17 protein-coding genes are annotated in these 24970 nt (G+C 65.4%); 5 read left to right on the top strand and 12 right to left on the bottom strand.

Going from position 1 to position 24970, the window contains the following annotated elements; genetic code table 11:
• Together GGR43_RS18015 and GGR43_RS18010 are read right to left on the bottom strand one after the other, a co-directional pair.
• Nucleotides 1-2694, bottom strand: a complete 2694-nt coding sequence (locus tag GGR43_RS18015) for a glycoside hydrolase family 2 TIM barrel-domain containing protein (RefSeq protein WP_284276801.1) — start codon at nucleotides 2692-2694, stop codon at nucleotides 1-3.
• 117 nt (nucleotides 2695-2811) lie between these two features.
• On the bottom strand, nucleotides 2812-5103 hold the full coding sequence (locus GGR43_RS18010) for a TonB-dependent receptor (RefSeq protein ID WP_188073345.1): 2292 nt from the start codon (nucleotides 5101-5103) through the stop codon (nucleotides 2812-2814).
• 721 nt (nucleotides 5104-5824) lie between these two features.
• Here GGR43_RS18010 and GGR43_RS18005 point away from each other — a divergent pair.
• The 4 genes from GGR43_RS18005 to GGR43_RS17990 are packed head-to-tail and all read left to right on the top strand — an operon-like array spanning nucleotide 5825 to nucleotide 12437.
• Nucleotides 5825-7789, top strand: a complete 1965-nt coding sequence (locus GGR43_RS18005) for a TonB-dependent receptor domain-containing protein (RefSeq protein WP_188073344.1) — start codon at nucleotides 5825-5827, stop codon at nucleotides 7787-7789.
• A gap of 4 nt (nucleotides 7790-7793) precedes the next feature.
• Entirely contained in the window at nucleotides 7794-11669 is a 3876-nt protein-coding gene (gene cobN / locus GGR43_RS18000; protein WP_188073343.1) for a cobaltochelatase subunit CobN, read from the top strand.
• The gene (locus GGR43_RS17995; protein ID WP_188073342.1) at nucleotides 11656-12132 is read left to right on the top strand and encodes a MotA/TolQ/ExbB proton channel family protein; all 477 of its coding nucleotides are present in this window, start codon (nucleotides 11656-11658) and stop codon (nucleotides 12130-12132) included. Before cobN ends, GGR43_RS17995 begins: the two co-directional genes overlap by 14 nt.
• The gene (locus GGR43_RS17990) at nucleotides 12132-12437 is read left to right on the top strand and encodes a DUF2149 domain-containing protein (protein WP_188073341.1); all 306 of its coding nucleotides are present in this window, start codon (nucleotides 12132-12134) and stop codon (nucleotides 12435-12437) included. Before GGR43_RS17995 ends, GGR43_RS17990 begins: the two co-directional genes overlap by 1 nt.
• A 164-nt stretch (nucleotides 12438-12601) precedes the next feature.
• Here GGR43_RS17990 and GGR43_RS17985 read toward each other — a convergent pair whose 3' ends face one another.
• Together GGR43_RS17985 and GGR43_RS17980 are read right to left on the bottom strand one after the other, a co-directional pair.
• On the bottom strand, nucleotides 12602-13891 hold the full coding sequence (locus GGR43_RS17985; protein WP_188073340.1) for a dihydrolipoamide acetyltransferase family protein: 1290 nt from the start codon (nucleotides 13889-13891) through the stop codon (nucleotides 12602-12604).
• Nucleotide 13892: 1 nt separating this feature from the next.
• Nucleotides 13893-16247, bottom strand: a complete 2355-nt coding sequence (locus GGR43_RS17980) for a transketolase (RefSeq protein ID WP_188073339.1) — start codon at nucleotides 16245-16247, stop codon at nucleotides 13893-13895.
• 129 nt (nucleotides 16248-16376) lie between these two features.
• Here GGR43_RS17980 and GGR43_RS17975 point away from each other — a divergent pair, with 129 nt between their 5' ends.
• The gene (locus GGR43_RS17975) at nucleotides 16377-16862 is read left to right on the top strand and encodes an Lrp/AsnC family transcriptional regulator (protein WP_281392532.1); all 486 of its coding nucleotides are present in this window, start codon (nucleotides 16377-16379) and stop codon (nucleotides 16860-16862) included.
• A gap of 15 nt (nucleotides 16863-16877) precedes the next feature.
• Here the strand turns inward: GGR43_RS17975 and GGR43_RS17970 are convergent, their stop codons facing one another.
• From GGR43_RS17970 to GGR43_RS17935, 8 genes are all read right to left on the bottom strand, one after another.
• Entirely contained in the window at nucleotides 16878-18809 is a 1932-nt protein-coding gene (locus tag GGR43_RS17970; RefSeq protein ID WP_188073338.1) for a putative bifunctional diguanylate cyclase/phosphodiesterase, read from the bottom strand.
• 557 nt (nucleotides 18810-19366) lie between these two features.
• Nucleotides 19367-19924: a DUF305 domain-containing protein gene (locus tag GGR43_RS17965; RefSeq protein ID WP_188073337.1), complete on the bottom strand. Its 558-nt coding sequence runs from the start codon at nucleotides 19922-19924 to the stop codon at nucleotides 19367-19369.
• Nucleotides 19925-19943: 19 nt separating this feature from the next.
• Nucleotides 19944-20387: a DUF411 domain-containing protein gene (locus GGR43_RS17960; RefSeq protein ID WP_419682428.1), complete on the bottom strand. Its 444-nt coding sequence runs from the start codon at nucleotides 20385-20387 to the stop codon at nucleotides 19944-19946.
• A gap of 56 nt (nucleotides 20388-20443) precedes the next feature.
• Nucleotides 20444-21517 carry a copper resistance protein B gene (locus GGR43_RS17955; RefSeq protein ID WP_188073336.1) on the bottom strand — a complete coding sequence of 358 codons (1074 nt, stop codon included), beginning with the start codon at nucleotides 21515-21517 and terminating at the stop codon, nucleotides 20444-20446.
• On the bottom strand, nucleotides 21514-23487 hold the full coding sequence (locus GGR43_RS17950; RefSeq protein WP_188073335.1) for a copper resistance system multicopper oxidase: 1974 nt from the start codon (nucleotides 23485-23487) through the stop codon (nucleotides 21514-21516). The genes GGR43_RS17955 and GGR43_RS17950 overlap by 4 nt, the downstream gene beginning before the upstream one ends.
• 124 nt (nucleotides 23488-23611) lie before the next feature.
• A complete protein-coding gene (locus tag GGR43_RS17945) occupies nucleotides 23612-24181 on the bottom strand; it encodes an RNA polymerase sigma factor (RefSeq protein WP_188073334.1) in 570 nt (189 codons plus the stop codon).
• A complete protein-coding gene (locus tag GGR43_RS17940) occupies nucleotides 24178-24615 on the bottom strand; it encodes a periplasmic heavy metal sensor (protein WP_188073333.1) in 438 nt (145 codons plus the stop codon). The genes GGR43_RS17945 and GGR43_RS17940 overlap by 4 nt, the downstream gene beginning before the upstream one ends.
• Nucleotides 24612-24893, bottom strand: coding sequence for a hypothetical protein (locus GGR43_RS17935; protein ID WP_188073332.1), 282 nt, complete (start codon nucleotides 24891-24893; stop codon nucleotides 24612-24614). Before GGR43_RS17935 ends, GGR43_RS17940 begins: the two co-directional genes overlap by 4 nt.
• Nucleotides 24894-24970 lie beyond the last annotated feature (77 nt).

Raw genomic sequence — 24970 nt, 5'->3', positions numbered from 1 at the left:
TCAGCGCCGGGGGGTGATCTCGACCGCCGAGACGATCGCCTTGCCCCGCACGGGCACGAAGCGGAGGTCGAGCCGCCCATTACTCACTATGACGGGAAAGCTGCGGGTGATGGCGTGCAAGAGGGCTTCCGCCGTTGTGGCGATGTCGAAATCACGTAGCAGGACCTGCCCATCGGCAAGGACGGTGAACTGCCTCTCGCCGGGCTTGGCCGAAGGCTCGACGAAGGTAAGCGACAGCATGTAGCGGCCATTGTCTAGCGGCACCGAATAGCCGAAATCGCCTTCGCGATAGGTGGTGAGCAGATCCCGGTCCGGGTTGCCGGCGATGGCGGCGAGTTGCGGCGGTTTTCCGCGCGCGAAACGATCCATGGTGCCTGCCGTGCCGCCGCTGAAGAAAGCATCCGAGCCGAAGCGCCCTTCCCGCACCTCTGCCGCGACCACCGCCCCGCTGTCGATGCGGAAGAGGTTGCGGCGGGCCGGATCGAGCTTCCATTCGATCCCGTCCTCCACGGCGCCGCCCGCGAATTGCCCCGTGGCGGTCAGGCGATTGGCGCCCGGATCGAGCCGCACCTGCGGCCATATGCAAATCCTGTTGACGCAATCGCGCCGGACACCCAGCGAGCGGCCGTTCAGGCGCAGTTCCGTCGCGGATGCATTGCTGTAGACGCGTATGTCGGTCACGCCATAGGCGCGATCGGCATAGCGCCGCCCGGTGATGTGCACCGTCGGCTCAGCCGACCAGTTCGCGCGGTAATAATAAAAGGCGTCCTTGCGGGTCTTGCCGTCATAGCTGACCAACCCCTTGGTGTTGATATCCTGCGAATCCCCTTCGCGCCGCGCCGTCGAGCTGAAATCGAAGCTGTTCCACAGCCAGCTGGCGAACAGATAGGGCCGGACCGCGATCACCGGCCAGCTCTGCTCATGCACCCAGCTCTGATATTCCTCCGGCTGCCGCCGCCCGGCCATGTCGATCGGCCCGCCCAGCGGATCGTCGCTGTGGATCGAGAACGCTCCGCCCGCGCCATATTCGGCGACGGCAAGCGGCTGCATCGGGCGCTTGGCATGGAGATGATCGAGATGCGCGCCCAGCTCTGCGGGCTTGCCGTAATACCAGCCATAATAGCGGTTCACGCCCGACGTATCCGCCAGATCGGCGACGACCGGTATGCCCTGCATGCCATGATCCTCGCAGCAGGTCGCCATCGTCGTCGGCCGCGACGGGTCCTCGGACTTCGATAAGGCGTTCAGTTCCCTCAGCAAGGGAGCGGGGTCGGGGACGATATCGGGCGCCTTGCCGAGGAAGTCCGGACGGTTGGGGCCGAAATCCACCTCATTGGCGATGCCCCAGAGCGCGACCGAGGCATGGTTGTAATTCTGCCGGATCATCTCCTGAAGCTGTTGCCGCGCATTGGCGACGAGGCCCGCCGGGCTTTCCTGCTGATCCGGGGTCAAAGTCCAGGCGGTGACGAGGGCGATCTCGTCCCACAGGATGAAACCGTGGCGATCGGCGAGGCGATGGATCGGCTCGCCATGCTGATAATGGGTCAGCCGGATCGAATTGGCGCCCATGTCGCGGATGGTGGCGAAGGTGTCGGCGATATCCTCCTCGCCAAGCGCCCAGCCCTTGCCCTCGCGATCCTGATGCAGGCCGACGCCCTTCAGGCGCACCGCCTTGCCGTTGAGGATCATCCCCTTGTCGGGGTCGAGCTGGATCTGCCGGATGCCGAAATCCTGCGCGAGGCTGTCCAGCACCTCGCCTTTCGCGCCGCGCAACTCGACGACGAGCTGGTAGAGATGGGGGTCGTCCACCCCCTGCCAAAGGCGCGGCCGAGGCACGACGAGATCGAACGCGCTTTCCCTGCCCTGCCCCTTCGCGATGCGGATCTCGGCGATATTTTCCGCCGCGACCGCGCCATCCGCATCGACCAGTCTCGTGACCAGCCTGCCCGTGAAAGCGCGCGCGCCATCATTGCGAAGCTTTGCCCGCACGCCGACCTTCGCGCCTTCGGCAGTAATGGCGTCGGTCCGCGCATAGACGCCCGGTCCGCCGAAATCGAGCATGTCGAAATGCACCGCATCGGTGACGATCAGGCTGACGGGGCGATACAGCCCGCCATAGACGAAGAAATCGCCGGTCAGCGGAAAGGCGTTTGCCGTCGCCGTGCCGGGGGCCGGATGGCTATTGTCGACCCGCACCGCCAGTATATTGCGGCCATCGGCGCGCAGTGCTTCGGTCGCATCGAAGCGGAAGCGGGAAAAGCCGCCTTCGTGCCGCCCCAGCAGCTTGCCGTTGAGCCAGACGTCGGCGACCCGGCTGGCCGCGTCGAACTGAAGCCACAGCCTTTGCCCCTTGGCCATGGCGGGCGTGGCGAAGCCCAGCCGATACCAGCCGATGCCCTGAGCCTTGTTGACGCTGTCCCTGGTCTGCGATCCGGTTCCGGCGCCCGGATCATAATAGCCGACGCGGTTCCAGCTATGGGGAACGACGACCTGTTCCCAGTCGCCATCATCGAAATCGGGTGCCTGCGCGCCCTGCGCATCGGCCTGCCGGAAACGCCATCCCTCCGCGAGGGATTGCGAGAGGCGCGCGCTCTGCGCGACGGGTGCGGCATGGTGCGCGGGAAGAGGCTGCGCGAGGGCCGCCTCAGCTATCGCCCCGATGATCGAACCCGCCAATAGCCAATGCCGCCTCACGCCATCTCTCCCTGCACAACCTTATATGGTCTCGTTCTTTTCCCGGCGGACCTTGCCGGACTGCCCTTGCCGAATAGAAGGAGAGGAGCGGTGCTCGCCCGCCCCTCTCCCCGATCATCAATAGCGGAAGCGGGCGCGGATGCCACCGTAGCGCCGCGCATTGCGGGGCAGGAACTGCTGCGTCGCCAGACCCTGCTGCTCGCCCTGCGCCTGAATGATGAGGCTGGCATAGGCCTTGTCGAGCAGGTTGTTGACGAACAGGCTCACCCGGAAGGCCTTGCTGTCGGATTCCTCGATGCCGATGCTGCCGTTCAATATGCCATGGCCTTGCTGCACGGTCGCGGGATTGCCGAGCAGGTCGAAATTGACCCTGCTCTGATGGGTCCAGTCGGCCTGGACGAAAGCATCCAGCCCGCCGGACAGCGGCGCCGTGTAATTGGCCGAAACCGTATATTTGAACTTGGGCGCATTGGCGAGGCGCTGCCCGGCGAGATTTTCCTGCGCCATCGTCACCGCGGGGCCGGGATTGATGTCCACGCAGCCCTGCGCGACGGTCTGGCCCACATAGCAATTGGCATTGGGGAAATCCCTGATCTTCGCATCGGTATAGGCGGCGGATGCATCGATGCGCAGCCCTTCGGCGGGCTTGGCGGAAAGCTCGACCTCCACGCCCTTGCTACGCAGCTTGCCGACATTGCTCAGCTGGAACTGGGGCGTGCCGTCGACCAACACCGCGCTCTGCGCCTGGAAATTCTTGTAGTCCGTCCAGAACCCGGTGACGTTCAATTGCAGGTGGCGGTCGAAGAACTCGCTCTTGAGGCCGATCTCATAGGCCCTGGAATATTCGGGCTTCACAGGATTGGCAGCGCGCGCCGCCGTAAAGCCGGTTGAAACGTCATAACCCTGCCCCTTGTACCCGGTGGCATAGGACGCATAGAGCATCGCGTCCCGGCCGATATCCTGACGCAGCGCGATCTTGTAGGTGGCGCGGTTGTCGGCGGCATTGCCGATGCAGGTCGCATAGCAGGCATTGGTTGCCGGCGGCAGCAGATTGGCGAAGCGGACGTGGATCTTTTCCCGGTTCCAGCGCAGCCCCGCATCCACATGGGTGGTGGACGTCAGATCATAGCTGAGCTGCGTGAAGGCGGCATAGGTCTTGGTGCCCGCCTCCGAATCCCAGCTTGCGCGCAGCGGGCCGACCGCCAGACGATCGAAATAACGGTCCGTGCGGCCATTGGCGTAATAGAGGCCGAGCAAATAACTGAAAGGCCCCTTGTCGGTCGATACCAGCCGCAATTCCTGCGCGAACTGGCGCGCATGGAAAGGCGAGGTGGACGTCATGCCCTCCGCGCGGCCGACAACCGCCAGATCGGTATAGTCACCGTCATCCAGACCCGCCGCCTGCTTCCAGTCCTGATGGCTGGTGATCGACATCAGGCTTGCCGCGCCGAGGTCCAGCGTCACCTTGCCCACCAGCATGGACTGTTTGCTGTCCACGGAGCCTTCGACATTCTGGCGCACGGTGAAATTTTCCGGCCCGACATTCTGCCCAACCAATGCGGGCGCGACAAGGACGCCGGGATTGCCGCCGCCACCGAAAATGCGCGCCGATGGATCCGCATAGCGCCAGGTCCGCGTCGGCGTGGAGGAGCTGTTGGAATAGCTGGCGATCAGGTTGATGGTGAGCCTGTCCGTCGGCTCCAGATCGCCGCGAAAGCGGAAGCCGTAGGATTCGTCCCCGCCCAGCTTGTTGCCCGTCGCCAGATTGCGGATATAGCCTTCCCGCGTGGAATAGAAGGCATTGAAACGCACGCCGATCCGCTCGTTGACCGAGCCGGAAACATAGCCGTCGACGCGATATTCCTCGTCGGAGGTTGCGACGGCGTTGAGGCCCGCCGACATGTCCCTCGTCGGCGCTTGGGAGGTGATGCTGATGACGCCTGCGGAAGCGGATTTACCGAACAGCGTGCCTTGAGGACCGCGCAACACCTCGACGCGGGCTATATCGGTCAGACCAGAAAAGGCCTGCGACTGCTGGAGCAGCGACACGTCGTCGACAACCACCGCCACGCTGGATTCGACACCGGTGCTGAATGCGTTGGTGCCGATGCCGCGCAGGATAATGTTGCTGTTATTGGGGCTCTGCGTCTGGGTAATGGTAAGGCTGGGAACCGCGCGGGTGATGTCCACCACATCGTTGATGCCGCGGTTCGAAAGGGTATCGGCGGTCAAAGCCGTGACGGCAACCGGCACATCCTGAAGATTCTGCTCTCTTTTTTGTGCGGTGACGACGATTTCCTCAAGCCCGCCGCTCTGCCCGGCGGCGGCGGCCGCCGTACCCTGGGCCAGCGCCGGCCCGGCCATCAGAGCGCAGGCGGCGGTCGTCACAAAAAGAGCATGATATCGCATCTGGAAACCTCCCAATCCAATTTATCAATATTGGACTGACCAGTATTATCGATTTGGTGAGAGGTCAATAAGGAACTGATATGACTTATCCGGAAAGCGCACCGTCTCTGTGACGCATGACAGATCAGACAGCCGGTTCCAGCCCATGGCGCTGGTCAAGCAGCTTCCTGCTGCGTGTCGAGGTGATTGATGCCTGCTTCAGCTCTTCCCGGATATAGAGCGCCCGTTTTCAGCGCGTAGCCTCACACCTCTGACGGCCGTCACGATCAAAAACGCCCGCCCCGGCGATATTCCTGTGCCCATTGCTTATGTTCTTCGGGGGTCGGCCCTCTTGTCATTCTCCACCGCTGAAGGCGGTGTGTTACCGGTTCTGGCTGAAACTACGGATCGTGCATCCGGTTGGTCGATCTATGGGCCTATGGCGCGCGCAGTAGCGAGACGTTTGCGCACGAAACAGGGCGCCATTCTCCGGCCTCGTCTCATCGGCCTGTAAGATGATATAGGCGCAGCACGCTAATATCGAGCGAGTTGAAATCCTCTCGCAACCCTCGTCGATGAGCAAGGTCATTGCCTGTCGGGATTGCAGATTGCGGCTCAGAAATAGAGATGTTATAACATATCACGAATCGGCAACTCCTGTCCTGGAGGGCGGTCAGCCATGGCCCGGCCGGTCCTTGTCGATGGTCGAGTGACCGGCATTTCACTTAGCTTTTGGGGGATCATGAAGAAAATCACCGTTATCGCGGCGTCTGTACTTGCCTGGACGTCACCTGCGCTCGCCGAAGATCAGGATAATCGCGCCCAGATTCGTGCCCGGCAGAAATCCGCGATCGAAGGCAGCGATATCGTCGTCACTGCGACCCGCACCGAACAGGCCATCAAGGATGCGCCCGCCACCATGTCGATCGTGACCGGCGCCGAGCTGCGCCGCCGGCCGGTGCAGGATCTCGCCGAGGCGCTGGAGAACGAACCCGGCCTCACCATCAACGGCATCGGCATGACGCGGCGCGGCATTTCCATTCGCGGCATGTCGAACGAGCATCTGCTGACCCTGGTGGACGGACGTCGGATCAGCGATTCCGCGGCGAACATGGCGCATGTCGATTTCGATCTGGGCTGGGTGCCGAGCATCGCGATCGACCGGATCGAGGTGGTGCGCGGCCCCCTCTCCGCGCTCTACGGCTCAGAGGCACTGGCGGGCGTCGTCAACGTCCTGACACGCAGGCCCGACAAGCTGGAGGCCAGCGCGCTCGCCATGCAGGGCTTTCGCGATGGCGTGGGCGGCGATACGACGCAGCTTTCCGTCTTGATCGGCGGGCCGATCATTGAGGACAAGCTCGGCATCGTCGCCTGGGGCGAATGGCGCAAGCGGGCGCGCACACAGATGAAGGACGATCCCCGCCAGAGCGAACTGGAAGCGCGCGATGCGCTAAGCGGCAGCGTGATCGCGTGGTGGATGCCCGCCCCGAACCAGCGGATCGAGATCGGTCAGGCTGCGGTCGACGACGACCGCGCCCGCGATGCCGTCACCACCGATGCCCGGCCGGTCTATTACGAATATCAGGATCATGTCACCCGCGCACAGACCCATGGCAGCTATACCGGCACATGGGACTGGGGAGAGGTTCAGGCGCGCGCCTATCGCTCGGTGCTGAAGCGGGTGAATGAGCGGGATCAGGGGCAGGCGCCGACCGAGCCGACCAAGGCCACGGATTTCGTCGCCGATGGACGCCTCACGCTCAATATCTTCACCGGCAACCGCCTGACGGCCGGCGTCGAGCACCGGCATGAAGCCTTGCGCGACAGCAGGGTCAATCAGGAAGGCAGGGCAAGCGTCGATCACGACGCCGTCTTCGTGCAGGACGAATGGTCGTTCGGCGATCTCGGGTCGCTGACGGTCGGCAGCCGGTTCGATCATCACCCCGCCTATGGCTGGCAGACGAGTCCCCGCGCCTATCTGACGCTCAAGCCCGTGGAAGGCCTCGTGCTGCGCGGGGGCGTCGGCAAGGCGTTCAAGGCACCGAGCCTCAAGCAACTTTCGCTCGGCTATATCACCGTGGGCGGCGGCGGGCGGTTCATCATCACCGGCAATCCCGACCTCAAGCCGGAGACCAGCACGGCCTATGAGGCGGGCGCGACCTATTACGGCCGGAACTGGCACGTCGGCGCGACGCTGTTCCAAAGCGATCTCCGGGATCTGGTCCAGACCATCTGCGTCGAGCTTTGCGGCATTCGCGGGCGCGAGCGGCGCGCCTATGTCAATGTCAACAAGGCGCGCATCCGCGGTGTGGAGCTGAACGCCGAATGGATGCCGGTCGAGAGCATCATGCTGTCGGCCAGCTATGCCTATGTCGATCCGCAGGATCTGTCGAACGGCCGGGAACTGTCCGAACGTCCCAATCACAGCATCAAATGGGCGGCCCGCTGGGAACCGGTCACAGGCAGCGCCGTGAACCTGCGTGGCCGCTATGTCGGCAAGCAGACCCTCTATCAGAACAATGTGCCGATCCGGCTTCGCGGCTATGATCTCTGGTCGTTCGATTTCAGCCATGAGCTTGGGGACCGGCTGACGCTCAAGGCCGGGGTCGACAATCTCTTCAGGAAGCGTCTGGCCGAGGAGTCGGCGCTTTACAGCTATGCCGAGCCGGGGCGAATTTTCTTCGTCGGTCTGGGCGCCGCTTTCTGAGCCGATGCGTTATTGGCTGTCCCTGCTCCTCTGCCTGCTGGCGCTGCAAGTCCCGGCTCGCGCCGCCGAGGGGCCCGTCGTCCGGATAGTCAGCACGGATTTCGTGCTGCCGGCCAAGTTCGCGCGGCTCGCGCAATGGGCCGAGATGGAGGGCTATCGCATCGAATGGCGCTATGCCGATGCGCCGGGCAGCGCGGATGTGACGCGGGGAGCGGCGCTGCTCCTGCTCGACGGGCCACGTCCGGGCGATCGGGCGGCTGTCGAGAAGGCGGTGGGGCCGCTCGACGGCATCGCTGTGCCGTGGCTTCAGATCGGCGGCGGGCCTCCCGCCTTCGGACATCTGCCGCCCGGCGTCGCCCGGCGGCTCATCGCCTATTATGCGGGCGGCGGGGAGGACAATCTGCGCGCCTTTGTGAAGGCGGTACCGCTGGCGCTGGCGGGCGGAAGCCTCGACGACCTTCCGCCGCCGCGAACCTTGCCGGACGCCGGGCTTTATCATCCCGACGCGCCGACGCTGTTCGCCACGCCGGAGGCGTTCCGCAACTGGGCAGCGGCGCGCGGCGCGCGGCCCATCGTCGCCATCGCCATTTCCGACGGGCAGATCCGCGACATGCAGACCGGGGTGATCGATGCGCTGGCGAAGAGCATCGAAATGCACGGGCTGACCCCGGCCTTCTTCTGGTATGACGAGAGGGATCCCAAGGCGCTCACCAAGATGCTCCGGCCGCTGGGCGCGCAGGCGCTGGTCAATTTCACGCATATGCAGAATGGCGAGGCGCGCGCTGAGGAACTCGTGGCTCTCGACATTCCGGCGGTACAGGCCCTGGCCAACCGCGCGGGCACGCCGGACGAGTGGCACGCCGCAACCAGCGGCATAGGCGGCGCAGCTGCCGCCGTGATGCTGAGCGTGCCGGAAAGCTGGGGCATATCGGACCCGATCGTGATCGCCGCCGCCGACAGGGGCGAAACGGTGCCGATCCCGGAGCAGGTGGAACTGCTCGCCGCCAAGCTCGCCCGGCTCGTGGCATTGCGGACGAAGCCCGCGCGGGACAAGCATGTCGCGCTGTTCTTCTGGAACCATCCGGTGGGCGAGAAGAACCTCGCCGCTTCCAACCTCAACCTGCCGCAGAGCCTCGCGAAGCTGACCCGCGACATGGCGGCGGCGGGTTATGACGTGCGCGAGGCCGACGAAGCAACACTGATCGCGGCGGGACAGACTATGCTCGCCGGCCTCTATCGCCCCGAAACGCTGGACGACCTCAGCGCGCGCGGCATGACCGCGAGCCTGCCGCTGTCGGAATATAAGGCATGGCTCGCCATCCTGCCCGCCGCCATCCGGCAACAGATCACCGATCGCTGGGGCGCGCCGGAAGGGATTTCCACGCTGCGCGGCGGCAATATCCTCATCCCACGCCTTGCATTGGGCAAGCTCGTCATCCTCCCCCAGCCGCCGCGCGACGGGGGCAGCGCCAAGGGCTATCACGATCAGGCGGTGCCGCCCGACCATCGCTATCTCGCCACCTATCTCTGGGCGCGCACACGCGGGCAGGCGGATGCGATCGTCCATTTCGGCACTCATGGCTCGCAGGAATGGACACCGGGCAAGGACCGGGGGCTTTGGGCCCATGACTACCCCTTCCTGCTGGTCGGCGACGTGCCGGTCCTCTATCCCTATATTCAGGACAATGTCGCCGAGGCGATCCAGGCGCGGCGGCGCGGGCGCGCCATCACCATCAGCCACCAGACGCCGAGCTTTGCGCCCTCCGGCCTCTATGACGAGCTGCGCGACATCCATGCGCTGATCCACCAATATGCACAGCTTGAGGAAGGTCCGGTGCGCGACCGCGTCGCCGCGCAAATCCGCGCGCAGGCCAAGGCCGCGCATGTCGATGCGGACATGGGCTGGGACGAGGCGGCGATCGACCGCGACTTTGCGGGCTATTACACGGCGCTGCACGATCATCTGCACCAGCTCGCCCGTGCATCCATCCCGCTGGGGCTGCATGTCTTTGGCGAGCCGCCTTCGGACGATCATCGCCTGACCACGGTGATGCAGCAGCTGGGACCGGCCTATCGGGCGGCGCTGGGTGAAGACCCGAAGGAATCCTTCGCGGAAGACTTCACGGCCATTCGCGAAGGGCGGCCCTATCGCACCTTACATCGTTACCTGCGCGACGGGGAGGACAGCGCGACCATCGCCGATCCTGCCCTGCGCGCCCAGATCGAGCGCGCCGCCGCCTATGATCGCAATCTCGCCACGCCGGGCGAGACGGAGACGCTACTGGCAGGACTTGCCGGACGCTTCGTGCGGCCCGGCCCCGGCGGCGACCCGGTACGCAATCCCGATGTACCGAGCGGGCGCAATCTCTATGCGTTCGAGGCGGAGAAAGTGCCTTCGCGGGCCGCCTATGAGGAAGGCGGCAAGGCGCTCAACCGGCTGATCGAGGCCTATAAGGCGAAGCATGGGGGCACGGGCCCGCGCAAGCTCGCTTTCTCGATGTTCTCCGGAGAAACGGTCCGCACGCTCGGCATCGGCGAGGGGCAGATATTGCACGCACTCGGTCTGCGTCCGGTCTGGGGACGCGGCGGACGGGTGGAACGGCTGGAGATCGTGCCGCGCGCCGAACTGGGCCGCCCGCGCATCGACGTGGTGATGCGGCCGACCAGCGTTTATCGCGACCAGTTCGACGCCTTCATGCGCCTGCTCGCGAACGGTATAGACCGCATCGCTGCGCTCGACGAGACGGACGGCCCCGCCGCCAATGCCCGCGCGCTGGAAAAGGCGCTGACCGCGCGCGGATTGGATGCGGAGCGCGCCCGCGCCCTCTCTCGCCTGCGTATCTTCACCAATGCGCCGGGCGATTATGGCACCGGCCTTTCCGGCCGGATCATCAAGGACGGCACCGGCGACAAGGACGACTGGAAGGACGAGGCGGACCTTGCCGATCCCTATCTGGCGCGCATGGGCCACGCCTATGGCGCGCGCGACTGGGGGGTAACGCCGGAAGGCGCGAACCTTTTCGCGGAACAGTTGAAGGGGGTGGACGCGGCGGTGCTCGGCCGCTCGTCCAATCTGCATGGCCTTCTCTCCACCGACCATCCCTTCGAGCATCTGGGCGGCCTCTCGCTCGCTATCCGCCGCGTGACCGGCAAGACACCCGACCTCTTCGTCACCGACATGCGCGGCGGCGAGGCGCGAATGACCACCGCGGCCTCCTTCCTCTCGGACGAATTGCGGGCGCGCTATCTCAATCCGCAATGGATCGGGGAAATGCAGAAGGAGGGCTATGCGGGCGCCAATGCAATGGCCGATGTCGTCAACAACCTTTGGGGCTGGCAGGTCGCCGATCCGGCCAGCGTGCGCGCCGACCAGTGGCAGGCGATGCACGACACCTATATACGGGATATCCGCAATCTGGGCCTCAGCCGCTTCTTCGAGAAGGCGCATCCGTCCGCCCAGCTCCAGATCGTGAACCGGATGCTGGAGGCGATCCGCCGGGATTACTGGAAGGCGGACGATGCGACCCGCCGCTCGCTGGAGCAGCGTCGCGACGCGCTCCAGCCGGCGGTTGCCGATGGCGAGCGCACGCTGAGCGCCAACGGCTTCGGCCTTGCGCCAGTCGAAGCCGGACAAGCGAAGGGCCGCACGGCATCCGCCGTCGCAGCGGCGCGCGCCCCGGCCCCGCCGACGCCCCAGCCGCCGCCGATGGGACGGATTCTCGCGCGCCAGCATCCTCCATCGCAGGCCGCCGTCAAGCCGATCGGTGCGCAGCTTCCCGCGCTTGCGGCGATCCTCCTTCTGTTCCTCGCCGGCATGCTGCTCGAAATGCGCGGCCGCCGTTCCAATGCCCAAGAGAAAGGCCTCCATGCTTACGCTTGAAGCGACCCTCTACGATGCCTCGCGTCTGTTCCTCGTGCCGGTGATCCTGCTGATCCTGGCATCGCTCGGCTATTCGCTCCTGAGCCTCGGCCGCTTCGCGCTGGAGGCCGCCGCACGCGGCGCCGGTCGGCCCGGCCGGCCACTCACCGCGCATCAGAGCCGCACCGGCTGCTCCAGCGACGATCTCGAACTGCTCATCATGCGCCGGCTGGAGTGGCAGCGGATCGTCTCGCGCAGCGCTCCGATGCTGGGCCTCGTCGCGACCATGATCCCGATGGGGCCGGCACTGCTCGCGCTCGGCAGCAATGACGGCGCGGCGGTCGGCAGGAATCTCGTCGTCGCCTTCTCCTCGGTGATCCTCGCTCTGGTGGCGGCGTCGATTTCCTTCTTCGTCTATACGATCCGGCGGCGCTGGCTGCTGGAGGAGTTGCGCGGCATCGAGCAGGCAAGGGAGCCATTCTGATGCGCTTCCTCGAAGACGATGAGGCGGACGATCCGATCCTCTCGGTAGTCAATCTGGTCGACCTGTTCCTGGTGATCTGCGCGGTGCTGATGGTGCTGATCGCGCAGAACCCGCTCAACCCGTTTCAGTCGAAGAATGTCGTCGTGGTCGAGAATCCGGGCAAGGAGAATATGACCATCACGATCAAGGACGGAGAAAAGCTGGAGCGGTACAGTTCGACCGATCAGGTCGGCGAAGGCGGCGGCGTGAAGGCAGGAACCACCTATCGCCTGCCCAACGGCGATCTCGTCTACGTACCGGAATAGGCTGATCACGTGACTTTGGTCTGAGCCTCGATCGAGGAAAGGACCGCCACAGCACATACCCTTGAAAGCACTCATTGAAGGGCAGGCGCCCGCCCACCGAAGATTGCGCCTCCCTCGACAAAGGCAGGCGGACAGACCCCCCGGCCTGTCCGCCTTTCCTCCCTTCACCCCAGCAGCAGCATCGGGCTTTCCACATATTCGTGGAAGGCCGCCATGAATTGCGCGGCGATCGCGCCGTCGATCGCGCGGTGGTCGAAGCTTGCCGTCGCCGCCATGATCGTCGCCAGCGCGATGCCGCCGTCGACCTTCCAGGGCTGCTCGATGCCCGCCGCCGTGCCCAGGATCAGCGCCTGCGGCGGGTTGATGACCGGAAACATCTCGTCGACGCCGAACATGCCCAGATTGGAAAGCGAGGCCGTGCCGCCCTCATAGTCCTCCGGCATCAACTTCCCGCTGCGTGCCTTTTCCGCCAGCGTCTTGCTGACCTGCGCGATGGCGGAGAGGGACAGGGACCCCGCGTCCTTGATCACGGGCGTGATCAGGCCGCCCTCGATCGCCACCGCCATAGAGATGTCGACGCGGCCGAAGCGGTGGAGTTCATCCCCGCCGAACTGCACATTGGCATCGGGCACCTGCATCAGCGCCAGCGCCATCGCCTTCACCAGCATGTCGTTGACGCTGAGCTTGACGCCCCGCGCCGCCAGCCCGGCATTCAGTTCCCCGCGCAGGCGCAGCAGCGGGTCGAGGTTGCAACGGCGGGTGAGGTAGAAATGCGGCACCGTCTGCTTGCTGGCGGTCAGGCGGCGGGCGATGGTGCGGCGCATGGTGGACAGCCTGACCGTTTCCACCGGCACGCCCGCCGGGGGCGGAGCGATCTGCGCCGGGGCGGCTTCCGGCGCCGCGCGGGGCGCCGTCGCCGCAGCCGCCGGGGCGACGATGGCGGGCAGGCCGAGATCGGCCTTCACGATCTTGCCGCCCGGTCCGCTGCCCCTGATCCGGTCGAGCGCCAGCCCCTCCATCGCCGCGATACGGCGCGCGAGCGGCGTTGCAGCAACGCTTTCGTCCAGCGCAAGCGGCGCGGCGACCGCGACCGCCTTCGCCACCGGGGCGGCAACGGGCGCTGTCTCCGTCACTGTTTCCGGCATTGGCGAAGGAGCCTCCTCCCGCACCGGCGGCGGCGCGGCTGCTTCCTCCGCTTCGGGAGCCGCCTCCCCTTCCCCGGCTAGCAGCGCGATAACCGTGCCGACGGCGACCTCATCCGTGCCCTCGACGATCAGCAATTGCGCGACGCGCCCCTCATCGGCGGCCTCGAACTCCATCGTCGCCTTGTCGGTTTCGATCTCGGCGATCAGATCGCCCGCCTTGACCGTATCGCCCACGCCCACCAGCCATTTGGCCAGGGCGCCCTTCTCCATGGTCGGGGACAGCGCCGGCATCTTCAATTCTATCGGCATTTCAGTTCCTCAGAAAAAGTTCGGCGGCCGCATCGATGATGGCGTCGGCGTCCAGCCTGTACTCATGATAAAGATCGTACAGGTCGCCGGTCTGGCCGAAGCGGTCGGTGCCCAGCGGGCTGACCCGCATGCCCCGCACGCCGCCGAGCCACGACAGCGCCCCCGGCGATCCGTCCAGCACCGTCACCAGCCCGGCGCCGGGCGCCAGCGCGGAGAGCAGCTGTTCGGCATGGCTCGGCCCGCTCGCCTCGCCGGTCCAGCGGCCCGCGCGGCTCGCCGACCAGCCGCGATGCAGCAGATCGGGCGAGGTGACGTTGAGCAGCCCCAGCCCCGGCATGTCCTCGGCCAGTTGCTCCCACGCGTCCAGCGCTTCGGGCGCGACCACGCCGGTAAAGACGATCGCGGCCTCCGCGCCGGGCGCCGGACGGCGGAGCCAGTAGCCGCCCTTCAGCGCGTCGCCCTCCCAGCCGCTATCCTCCCGCGCGATCTGCGGGATGGAGCGGGTGGACAGGCGCAGATAGACGGAGCTGCCGTCGTCCTGCTGCATATAGTCGAACGCCCAGCGCATGATCAGCGCCAGCTCGTCCGCATAGGCTGGCTCGAAATAGGCGAGGTTGGGCTGGCCCATGCCGATCAGCGGCGTGTTGATCGACTGGTGCGCGCCGCCTTCCGCCGCCAGCGTCAGGCCCGAAGGCGTGCCCACCAGCAGGAAGCGCGAGTCCTGATAACAGCCATAGTTCAGCGCATCGAGCCCGCGCGAGATGAACGGGTCGTAGACCGTGCCGATGGGCAGCAGGCGCGTGCCGAAATGCGGCGCGGCCAGACCCAGCGACGCCAGCATGATGAAGAAGTTGTTCTCCGCTATGCCCAGCTCGATATGCTGGCCCGCCGCATGCTGCGCCCATTTCTGCGCGGATGGAATCTTCGCCTTGTGGAACACATCGGCCAGTTCCTGCCGCCGGAACAGGCCGCGCTGGTTGACGAACGCGCCGAGGTTGGTCGTCTGGGTGACGTCCGGCGCGGTGGTGACGATGCGGTCGGCCAGCGCCTCGCCGGACTTGGCGAGATCCAGCAGGATGCGGCCGAACGCCGCCTGCGTCGATTGGTCCGCCCCCTCCGGGGTCGGCAGGCGGGCGGGAACGGGCACGGCGGGCGCGACCGGCTCCGGCGCCTTGCTCGCCAGCGGGCTGGCGTCGACAAAGGCCTGCAGCTGCGCCGCCGCATTGTCGCCGAGGCCGCACCAGCGCTCCCATTCCGTGCCCTCGGCAATCCCCAGGCTGGCGCGGAACTGCTCCATTTGCGCCGGGTTCATCATGCCGGAATGATTGTCCTTGTGCCCCGCCAGCGGCAGGCCGAAGCCCTTGACGGTATAGGCGATGAACAGGGTCGGCCGGTCGTCCTGCGCGCTGTCAAACGCCTCGATCAGCGATTCCATGCAATGGCCGCCCAGATTGGTCATCAACGCCGACAACGCCTCGTCGTCGAAGCTGTCGAGCAGCTTCTTCACATGCGGCTTCTTGCCGATGTCGGCCATCAGCCGCTCGCGCCAGGCCGCCCCACCCTGATAGGTGAGCGCCGCGAATTCGGCGTTGGGGCAATTGTCGATCCATTCCTCCAGCGTCTTGCCGCCGGGGCGGGCGAAGGCCTCGCGCTGGCGCTTGCCATATTTGAGGGTGATGACGCGCCAGCCGCAGGTTTCGAAAATATCGTCGAAGCGGCGGAACATCCGGTCCGCCGTGGTGCTGTCGAGCGACTGGCGGTTATAATCGACGATCCACCAGCAATTGCGCAGGTCGTGCTTATAGCCTTCGATCAGGCATTCGTAGATATTGCCCTCGTCGAGCTCCGCATCGCCCATCAGCGCGATCATACGGCCCGCATCCTCCTCCTTCACCGCGCCATGGGCGATCAGATAATCCTGCACCAGGCTGGTGAAGGCGGTGACGGCGACACCCAGCCCGACCGAGCCGGTCGAGAAATCGACGGGGATCGCGTCCTTGGTGCGCGAGGGGTAGCTCTGCACGCCGCCCAGGCCGCGAAAGCGCTGCATCTTGTCCAGCGTCTGGTTGCCGAGCAGATAATGGATCGCGTGCAGCACCGGCCCGGCATGCGGCTTCACCGCGACCTTGTCCTGCGGGCGCAGCGCATGGAAATAGAGCGCGGCCATGATCGCCGTCATCGAGGCGCAGCTCGCCTGATGCCCGCCGACCTTCAGCCCGTCCCGCTTGGGGCGGATATGGTTGGCGTTGTGGACCATCCATGAGGAGAGCCAGCGCAAGCGCGTGTCGAGCAATTCCAGGGAACTGACCAGCTCCCCCTGACCATTGGCCTGACTGTTGGAAAATGACGTGTTCATGTCGCGATCCCGTACCGAAGAATGGCGGAAAACATAGCCGACAACCCCGGACAGGTCCTTGCGAAATCATGCGCCCTGTGCTGTTATATTGGCATAATATTTCATTATACCCCGCACATAAGGCATATAATGGCAATGATAGCGATAGACGATCTAGACCGCAAAATCCTCGCCCGGCTTCAGGACAATGGCCGCATGACCAATCAGGAATTGTCGGAGCATGTGGGCCTGTCCCCCAGCCCCTGCCTGCGCCGGCTGAAGCAGCTGGAGGCGGCGAACGTCATCACCCGCTATGTCGCGCTGGTCGATCCCGACAGCGTGGGGCTGGGCGTCACCGCCTTCGTGCGGGTGCGGCTGGACCAGCAGGACGACCGCCATCTCGACATATTCGAGCAGGCGATCGCCACCTTTCCGGAGGTAATGGAATGCTATCTGATGACGGGCGACGCGGATTATCAGCTGCGCGTGCTGGTCAAGGACCTCAAGACCTTCGAGGATTTCCTGCGCTACAAGCTCACCCGGATCGAGGGCGTCGGCCAGCTGACCACCAGCTTCGCGTTGCGTCCGGTGGTCTACAAAACCGCCCTGCCGCTGAGCGGCGCGACGACAGGCTGACGGTTTGCGGCGCGGTCAGCCGCTGCGGAGCATCGGTTCGGGCCGCGCGCGATCGGCCAGAAAGCCCGCTATGTCCTTTTCCTCCATCGGGCGGGAGAAATAATAGCCCTGCACCATCTTGCCGCCCAGCTCGCGCAGCAGGCTCATTTCCTCCACGGTTTCCACGCCCTCGACCACGCAGTCGATGCCCATGTCGCGCGTCAGCGCCAGCAGCGACTTGACGATCTTGTAGCTGGCCGGCTTGCTGTCCATCCCCTGCACGAAGCTGCGGTCGATCTTGATCTTGGTGAAGGGCAGCGCGTGCAGATGGCTGAGGCTGGAATAGCCCGTCCCGAAATCGTCGAGCGACACGCTGCACCCCAGCAGCTTGAGCATGCGGATCGCTTCCTGCACCTGCTCCATATCGTGCAACAGCGCGGTTTCGGTGATCTCCAGGTCGATGCGGCTGGTTTCGATCGGCGCGTCGTTCAGCATCTGGATGATCTGCAACACGATCTGCGGCGAGCAGAGGTCGTGCGCGGAAAGGTTGAACGACAGGCGGATCGTGTCGGGCCAATGGCGCGCCGCCGCCAGCGCCTTGCCCAGCAGGATGACCGTCAGCCGCCCGATCAGCCCGCTGCGCTCGGCAATCGGAATGAACTGGGTCGGCGGCACGTCGCCCAGCGCGACGCTTTTCCAGCGCGCCAGCGCCTCGAAGGCGACGGTGCGGTCGCTCGCGATATCGACGATGGGCTGGAACACGACGACCAGCTCCCGCTCCAGATCGGCCTTGCGCAGCGCGATCTCGACCGCGGCGTCGCGCTGGATCTGCGTATCGTGGTCGACTGTGAAGATGTTGACCGTGCCGCGCCGGTGACGCTTGCCGTGATAGAGCGCATAGTCGGCCAGCTCGTACAGCTGCTCGGCGGTCCGCGCATGATCGGGGAAGGACGCGAAGCCCAGCGACCCGCCGATCTGCACGGTCACGTCGCCGATCCTGAACGGCGCGCGCAGGCCGTCGCATAATTGGGTGCCGAACCTCCGCAGATCCTCGTCCGCCGTGCCCTGCGTGACGAGCAGCGCGAATTCGTCGCCGCCCAGTCGCGCCAGATCGACCTGCCCCGCGCACAGCAGCGACAGCCGCTCCGTCACCGCGCAGAGCAGGCGGTCGCCGATGACATGGCCGTAGAGGTCGTTGATCGGCTTGAAACCGTCGAGATCGATGATGCCGACGGCAAGCGTGCCTTCGGTATAGCGGCAGCTCGCGACGGCGGCGTCCAGCTTTTCGAAGAAATGGCGGCGATTGGGCAGGCCGGTCAGGCTGTCGCAATTGGCGAGCTGCCGGTTCTCGGCATTGAGCGTCACCATCCGGGCGAAATCGCGATAGTGGAACAGCAGGATCACCAGCAACGCGCCGGTGACGAGGACGACATTGGCCGCGATGGCGGCATAGGCCGAATTGTCCTGCGTGCTCAGGAAGCCGATCATGAACGCATTGTCGATAAGGGCGACCAGAAAGGCGGCCGACCGCAGGTGCATCAGGCAGAAAATGCACCCGATGGCGGTGATCCCCATGAAGAAGGCGATATGGTCCTGCGCCACGGTGTCCCCATAGGGAAACAGCAGGATCGCCCAGCCGGTGAACAGCACCGACAGCAGCGGCGCAAGCATGTTCGTGCGGCGCAGCGCGGCCAGCGCCTCTTCGGCGCAGGGGTCCGCATGCAGCCGCGACCACCACTGGATCGCGCGCGTCACGCAGAAGGCGGTGAGGACCACCGGTATGACCACGGCCAGCACGGCCGGAGCCCTGCCGATATAGGGCAGCACCATGATCCAGCTGCTGATGAGCAGGATGCAGTACAGCATCGGAAGCTGATAGGCGAAGGCGCGATATTGCGCCTTCAACAGTTCGGGATCATTGACCGATACGGAGAAGAACTGCCTGAGACGGGCCATTCTGGCCAGCATATGGATCCCCCATTCCTCTTCTCGATCATGTCGGCCGCCGACCACGAAGAGCATCGGGGTCAGGGAGCGTATTCTGCCGTCCATGGGTTGAGATAGGGTTAAGCAAGGCCGCTTTCGTTGCGGCGCAGCGCGCCTGGCGGCTTCCGGCGGCGAGCCGGAGCGGTTGCGCCATGGGAACTGCCGCCGCTGAACGGACGGAGACGGGCGCATGCCGCCGCAAGCCGAGCCGGGATGGCGGGCCGGTCCGCGCGAATGCAAAAAGGCGGCTTCCGCCGCCTGCTATACCCTTGTTTTCCTTTGAAGAAAATGGCGCCCCGCGCAGGATAAACATAACGAATATATTTCGCCGTTCGTACTACTCTAGAGGCGTCCGCAATCGCCTGGTCCTGCCGCCTGCCGTTCTCCGCGGCCGCAAATGCTACGCTCGGGCGATTTTCGCTTCTCGCCACAGTGAGAAGCTGTCGCTATCGAAGGCTCGTGGCATTGGGCTGGCACCTCCGCTTATCGTGAGGTTATCCGCGGGAACCTGTGCGGGCGTAATCCGTAAGGCTTGCGCTTCAACGAACAGCAGCCCGAATCTCGGGCAGCATATCCTGCGTAACCTCGGCCGACCGCGCCGGCAGTGGCTGGGTGCCGCGTTCGCCGTTCCGATCGATGTCTTCGATGAGGAGCTTCATCTCGGCGATCTCGCGGACCTGGCTGGCGATGATCTGGTCGGCCAGCACGCGAACCCGGGGATCGCTGATGCTGGCCTTGCGCGCGTTGTTGATCGCGATCGAATGGTGCGGGATCATCGACTTCATGAAGGTGACGTCGGAGATAAGCGCCTGACTGCGATTGACCAGAAGCGAGGCCACGCCGAGGACCAGCGCAAACGCCAAGATCCCGAGCTTGATCGCCATGCCCTTGTACATCGACCACATGAAGCCGAGCATCACCATTGTCATCACCGCGCCCATCACCAGCGAGGCGACCAGCCGGTTGATGCTGAACATCAGATGCTCGGACGAATAGACGAGCTGGTACATCAGGAAGAACATGATCAACGTGGAGGTTGCGATCATCGCCGCAAAGCGACCCCACGACATACTCTTCATTTCGTGATCCTGTTCCATCGATTGAACCTTCCTATCTTTAGTGACGCGCGAACACTCGCTGGCCGTTCTCTCCGAAGGCGATGACGACGTAAGGCTGTCGCTTGGCGCCGGCGACTTCCATCCCGGGGGAGCCGATCGGCATGCCGGCCACGGCGAGGCCCTTGACACCCGCCGGGCGCGCGGCGAGCGCGCGCTTCATATCGGCGATCGGGACGTGCCCTTCGAACGCCATGCCATCGACGATCGCGGTGTGGCAGGACGACTGCGCGGCTGGGACACCGAGCCGGGCCTTAAGCGCCGCGCGGTTGGGATCGTCAATCATTCTGACTTGACGATCGAACCCGGCCTTCACTTGGCGTGCCCACTGCTCGCAGCAGCCGCAGCCCGGATCGCGATGAACGACGATGGGTCCCGCTGCCATCGTGACCGCCGGTGTGCCCAGCGCCAGTGCAAGAGCGAGAGTACGGAACATCTTCATCATTTATCTCCTTTCGACCTGGCGTGCCGTTCGCGCGCGGCTCGATCGTCCTGTCTAGTTCAGAACCAGGTCCTGATCCCAAACACGATGCTGGTGGATGACGGGTTCTCACCCGCCGTGCGCGCGAAGTCGGCGGTGTCGCCGATCTTCCTGTCCCACGACACGCCGATATAGGGCGCGAACTGGCGTGTGATCTCGTAGCGCAGGCGCAGGCCAAGCTCGATGTCCGACAGGCCGGAGCCGATGCCGGTTTCCGGCACATCCTGCGCGGCAAGATTAAACTCGGCGCGCGGCTGCAGGATCAACCGCTGGGTGATCCGCTGGTCGTAATAGCCTTCGAGCCGGCCGAGCACGTCGCCTTTGTCGGAGAGGAACAGCGCGCCCTCTACCTCGAACCAATAGGGCGCAAGCCCCTCGAAGCCGATCGTGGCGTAGGTGCGTGAGGGATTGGGTTTGAAGTCGTAGCGGATGCCGGCCTGGAGGTTGAAGTAGGGGCCGATCGCGCGCGAATAGAGCGCCTGAATTTCGGCATCCTCGACCCCTTCGCCGAACGCGCCCGAGCCTTCGATCTTCACCACGAGCCGGTTGACGTCGCCGCCGAACCAACCCTCGCCGTCCCAGCGGAAGCCGTCGGCACCCTCGCGCGCCTGATATTCCGCGAGGTTGAACATCACCTGATAGAAAGGCTGGCCGCCCTGCTCGAACATCATCTGGCGGCGGGCATCCGCCATCTCTTCGGGCGGAAACTGGCGATCGGCATAATGATCCGCCGGCGGCTGCGGCGGCGGGGCATTGCCGGCCGGAAGCGCGGTGCCGGTCATGTCCATCGCGGGCGCCGCCTGGGACGGGCCGGGCATGGCGTGCCCCGCGTGCGGATCGGTTGCTGGCTTAGGCGTGCAATGCCCCATCACCGCGTGCTCGGGCGGGCAATCGGGAGCGGCTGGGGCGGGGGCGGCATCTTGTGCCGCCGGAGGCGAAGGCGGCCGTTGCGCGGGCTCGGGCGCCGGCTCCGCTTGCGCCGGCTTTGCCGGCATCGTCATGCCGGGCATGTTGGAATGGTCCATCGTTTGCGCCGCGGCGGGCGCGGCCAGAAGGACGGCGGGAGCGGCGCCGAGCAGCAGCAGCGTCTTCATGCCGCGTCTCCCCGCGGCCGCACGCTCACGACGCGCATCATTCCCGCGTGCATGTGATAGAGCAGGTGGCAGTGGAACGCCCAGTCGCCGACCGCATCGGCGGTGAAGTCCCAGGTCACCTTGCCGCCCGGCTGGACGATGACGGTGTGCTTTCTCGGCGCATGGTCGCCATGCCCCGTCACCAGCTCGAAGAAGTGGCCGTGGATGTGGATCGGGTGCCCCATCATGCTGTCGTTGATGAGGTTCACGCGCACCCGCTCGCCTTCGATGAACGGGATCGGCTCGTGAACGTCCGACATCTTCTCGCCGTCGAACGACCACATGAAGCGCTCCATGTTGCCGGTCAGGTGGATGTCGATGCTGCGGGATGGCGCGCGGACGTCGGGGTTGCGGTCGAGCGCCATCAGGTCGCGGTAGACGAGCACCTTGTGCCCGACATTCTCCAGCCCCTGGCCGGGTTCGCCGGTGCGGTCCATCGGCATCGGCGAGATGGTCTGGACACCCGGGCCTTTCTTGACCTGCGGCGCATTGGAAAAGTCGCGCATGCTCATCGAGCCCATGTCCATCGAGCCGTGGTCCATGCCCGCCATCGCGCCGGACTGTCCGCCCATCGGCGAATGATCCATCCCGGCCATCCCGCCCGATTGGCCGGCCATGGCGCCGTGATCCATGCCGGCCATGCCGGAATGGTCCATCGGCATCGTGCTGTGATCCATATTGCCCACCGCCGCCGCGCCGCCGGCCATCGCGCCGGTCGCGAGCGCGGCCGATGGGTTCTGCTCGGCGGTGGGATCGACGCCGCGCATCCCGCCCGTCATGTCCATCCCGCCCATGCCGCCATGATCCATCGACATGTCGCCCATGCCCATGTCCTTCATGGTCGCGAGCGGACGCTCGCGCAGCGGCGGCACCGCGGCGCTCATGCCGGCGCGCGGCGCCAGCGTGGCGCGCGCCATGCCCGAGCGGTCGATCGCCTCGCCGACTAGCGTGAAGGCCCGGTCCTCGCTCGGCGTGACGATCGCGTCGTAGGTTTCGGCGACGCCGATCTGGAACTCTTGGACCTCGACCGGCATGACGTTCTGCCCGTCAGCCTGGACGATGCTCATCGGCAATCCTGGTATGCGGACGTTGAAGGTGGTCATCGCCGATGCGTTGATGAACCTCAGGCGCACGCGCTCGCCCGGCGTGAACAGCGCGGTCCAGTTGTCCATCGGGCCGTGGCCGTTGACCAGGTAGGTGTAGATCGAGCCGGTTGCGTCCGAAATGTCGGTCGGGTCCATCCGCATCCCGCCCCACATCAGGCGTTGCGATGCTGTCTGGTCCCGTCCCGCCAGCAGGCCGGCCAGGGTCTGCTTCTGGAAATTGAACCCGCCGGGATTGAGCTTCATGTTCCGGAAGATCGCCTCGGGCGACATCCGGCTGTGGTCCGAAAGCACGATGACGTGCTCGCGGTCATACTGGGCCGGATCCTCGCCGACGGGGTCGATGACGATCGGGCCATAATGGCCGAGTTGTTCCTGCAGCCCCGAATGGCTGTGATACCAATAGGTGCCGTTCTGCTTGATCGGGAATTCGTAGAGATAATTCGATCGCGGCTTGATACCGGGAAACGAGACGCCCGGCACGCCGTCGTGCTGCGGCGGAACGAGGAGGCCGTGCCAGTGGATCGAGCTGTCCTCGTCTAGGTCGTTCACGACATTGAGCCGCACCATCTGGCCTTCGCGCAGCCGAATGAGCGGTGCCGGCACGGTGCCGTTGATACCGATCGCGGGCGAGGATCGCCCGTCGATCATCATCGTCTGGCGCGCGATGGTGAGCGTGATGTCCTCGCCTGAAACGGTCGGGAGCGGCCTTACGAGGCCTTGCGAGACGGGCTGCGCCCAGGCGGGAAACCATGCGGCAAGCGCGGCCGTGCCGCCCAGCGCGGCGGTTCCGCGAAGCAGTGTCCGGCGATCAATCGAAGCGGTCATTCATCGTCCTGAAATCTTGGCGAGGCTTACCGAACCATACGCGCGCGGCGATCATGCCCCTCATGGCGGAGTCGAAAAAAGCTGAAGGCAAGATGGGGTCTGACACCATGTCAGGGTCAAGCGTCTATCGTTGCCGGTCGATCTCGGCCGCGAGTCGCAGCCGGGCGCGATAGAGGCGCGTCTCGACCGCCTTCTCGCTGATTCCCAGCGCCTCGGCGGTTTCCGCCTGGCTCATGCCCTCGATCGCGCGCAGCACCAGCGTCTCGCGCAGATTGGCCGGAAGCGTGGCGATCGCCGCGCCCACCTGCCGCAGTTCTTCGCGGTCGGCCGCGAGCGTGTCGACCGCGGGCTGGTCGTCGGCGATGTCCGATGCGTGCTCGATGGGCAGCACCGCCCAAATCAATCGCCGCACCGCTCGGCGTCGCCGCCAGTCGCGCGCCTTGTTGATCGCGATGCGCGCGAGCCAGGCACGCATCGGCCGCCCCATGTCGAACCGGCGCAGCGATCCGTGCGCCGCGACGAACACGTCCTGGAGGACGTCGAGCGCTTCGTCGTCATCGCCGATGATCCGGGCGATCAGGCGGTGGAGCGGCTGCTTGTGCCGGCTGACGATCTCGGCGAAGGCCGCCTCCCGGCCGCCCAGCGCCAGCGCGACGAGCTCGCCGTCCGTGCGGTCGGCCAGACCGTCGTTCACCGGGGTTCTTCGGTCAGCGCCCTGGTCACGGCGGCATCGAACTTTGCCGCCTGCTCCGGTTTCAACAGCGCGCGCATCGCGAAGATGTGCGCCAGCGTCTCCTTCTGGAGCTGGCCCATCGTCCGGTGCGAGGCGTCGACCGCGGCGGCGACGCGAGGGCCATTGCCGTGCTCGGCGGCGATGGCATCGGCAAGACGGGCATTCTCGGCGCGCATCTCGAGCTCAAGCGCACGGCGCCGAACCGCGAAGCTCGCTTCCAGCGCTTCAAGCCGTCGCTCCTGCTCCGGATCGAGCGAAAGCTGCTCGTGCAGCACCGCGTGGAGCTCGGCCGCCGGCTGCGGCGGAGCGGGAACGAAATACCGCCCGACCAGCACCCCGATGACCGCAGCAGCGAACGCGATCAACCCGATGAGGATAAGCTGACGCGCTCTCATCGCGGTTCGAGCAGCAAGGAGGAGGGCGCCAGCGGGCTCGGCGCGCCGAACGGCGCGAGCGTCGACACCGCGCGCGCTTCGGCCAGCGGCACGGCATTGCTGACGATGCCGAGCACCAGCGCGAATGCGGCCGCACTCAGCGATGCGCCCATCGCCAGACCCGAAGACGACGATCGGCTCGCGATCGCGCACATTACGCGGTCTTCGAGCCCGGCGAGGCCGGCATGCGGTTCCGCCCCGGCGAAGCGAGCCAGCGCGCTGTCGATATCGTTGTTCATCGCCTGACCTTTCCTTCTGCCTCCCTCATACGCATGGCGCGGATTGTGCCCTCATCCAAGCTGGCGTGAGGGATGCG

The organism is Sphingobium jiangsuense (assembly GCF_014196495.1).
Taxonomy (GTDB): Bacteria; Pseudomonadota; Alphaproteobacteria; order Sphingomonadales; family Sphingomonadaceae; genus Sphingobium; species Sphingobium jiangsuense.
Note: the sequence above shows the minus strand (reverse complement) of the source record. Positions and strands in the feature narration are given on the sequence as shown.

Bases quoted from the DNA above. Each gene is read 5' to 3' on its own strand.
- GGR43_RS18010 (WP_188073345.1), bottom strand. From the start codon at position 5,103: ATGCGATATCATGCTCTTTTTGTGACGACCGCCGCCTGCGCTCTGATG.
- GGR43_RS18005 (WP_188073344.1), top strand. From the start codon at position 5,825: ATGAAGAAAATCACCGTTATCGCGGCGTCTGTACTTGCCTGGACGTCA.
- cobN (WP_188073343.1), top strand. From the start codon at position 7,794: ATGCGTTATTGGCTGTCCCTGCTCCTCTGCCTGCTGGCGCTGCAAGTC.
- GGR43_RS17995 (WP_188073342.1), top strand. From the start codon at position 11,656: ATGCTTACGCTTGAAGCGACCCTCTACGATGCCTCGCGTCTGTTCCTC.
- GGR43_RS17990 (WP_188073341.1), top strand. From the start codon at position 12,132: ATGCGCTTCCTCGAAGACGATGAGGCGGACGATCCGATCCTCTCGGTA.
- GGR43_RS17985 (WP_188073340.1), bottom strand. From the start codon at position 13,891: ATGCCGATAGAATTGAAGATGCCGGCGCTGTCCCCGACCATGGAGAAG.
- GGR43_RS17980 (WP_188073339.1), bottom strand. From the start codon at position 16,247: ATGAACACGTCATTTTCCAACAGTCAGGCCAATGGTCAGGGGGAGCTG.
- GGR43_RS17975 (WP_281392532.1), top strand. From the start codon at position 16,377: ATGGCAATGATAGCGATAGACGATCTAGACCGCAAAATCCTCGCCCGG.
- GGR43_RS17970 (WP_188073338.1), bottom strand. From the start codon at position 18,809: ATGCTGGCCAGAATGGCCCGTCTCAGGCAGTTCTTCTCCGTATCGGTC.
- GGR43_RS17965 (WP_188073337.1), bottom strand. From the start codon at position 19,924: ATGGAACAGGATCACGAAATGAAGAGTATGTCGTGGGGTCGCTTTGCG.
- GGR43_RS17960 (WP_419682428.1), bottom strand. From the start codon at position 20,387: ATGATGAAGATGTTCCGTACTCTCGCTCTTGCACTGGCGCTGGGCACA.
- GGR43_RS17955 (WP_188073336.1), bottom strand. From the start codon at position 21,517: ATGAAGACGCTGCTGCTGCTCGGCGCCGCTCCCGCCGTCCTTCTGGCC.
- GGR43_RS17950 (WP_188073335.1), bottom strand. From the start codon at position 23,487: ATGACCGCTTCGATTGATCGCCGGACACTGCTTCGCGGAACCGCCGCG.
- GGR43_RS17940 (WP_188073333.1), bottom strand. From the start codon at position 24,615: ATGAGAGCGCGTCAGCTTATCCTCATCGGGTTGATCGCGTTCGCTGCT.
- GGR43_RS17935 (WP_188073332.1), bottom strand. From the start codon at position 24,893: ATGAACAACGATATCGACAGCGCGCTGGCTCGCTTCGCCGGGGCGGAA.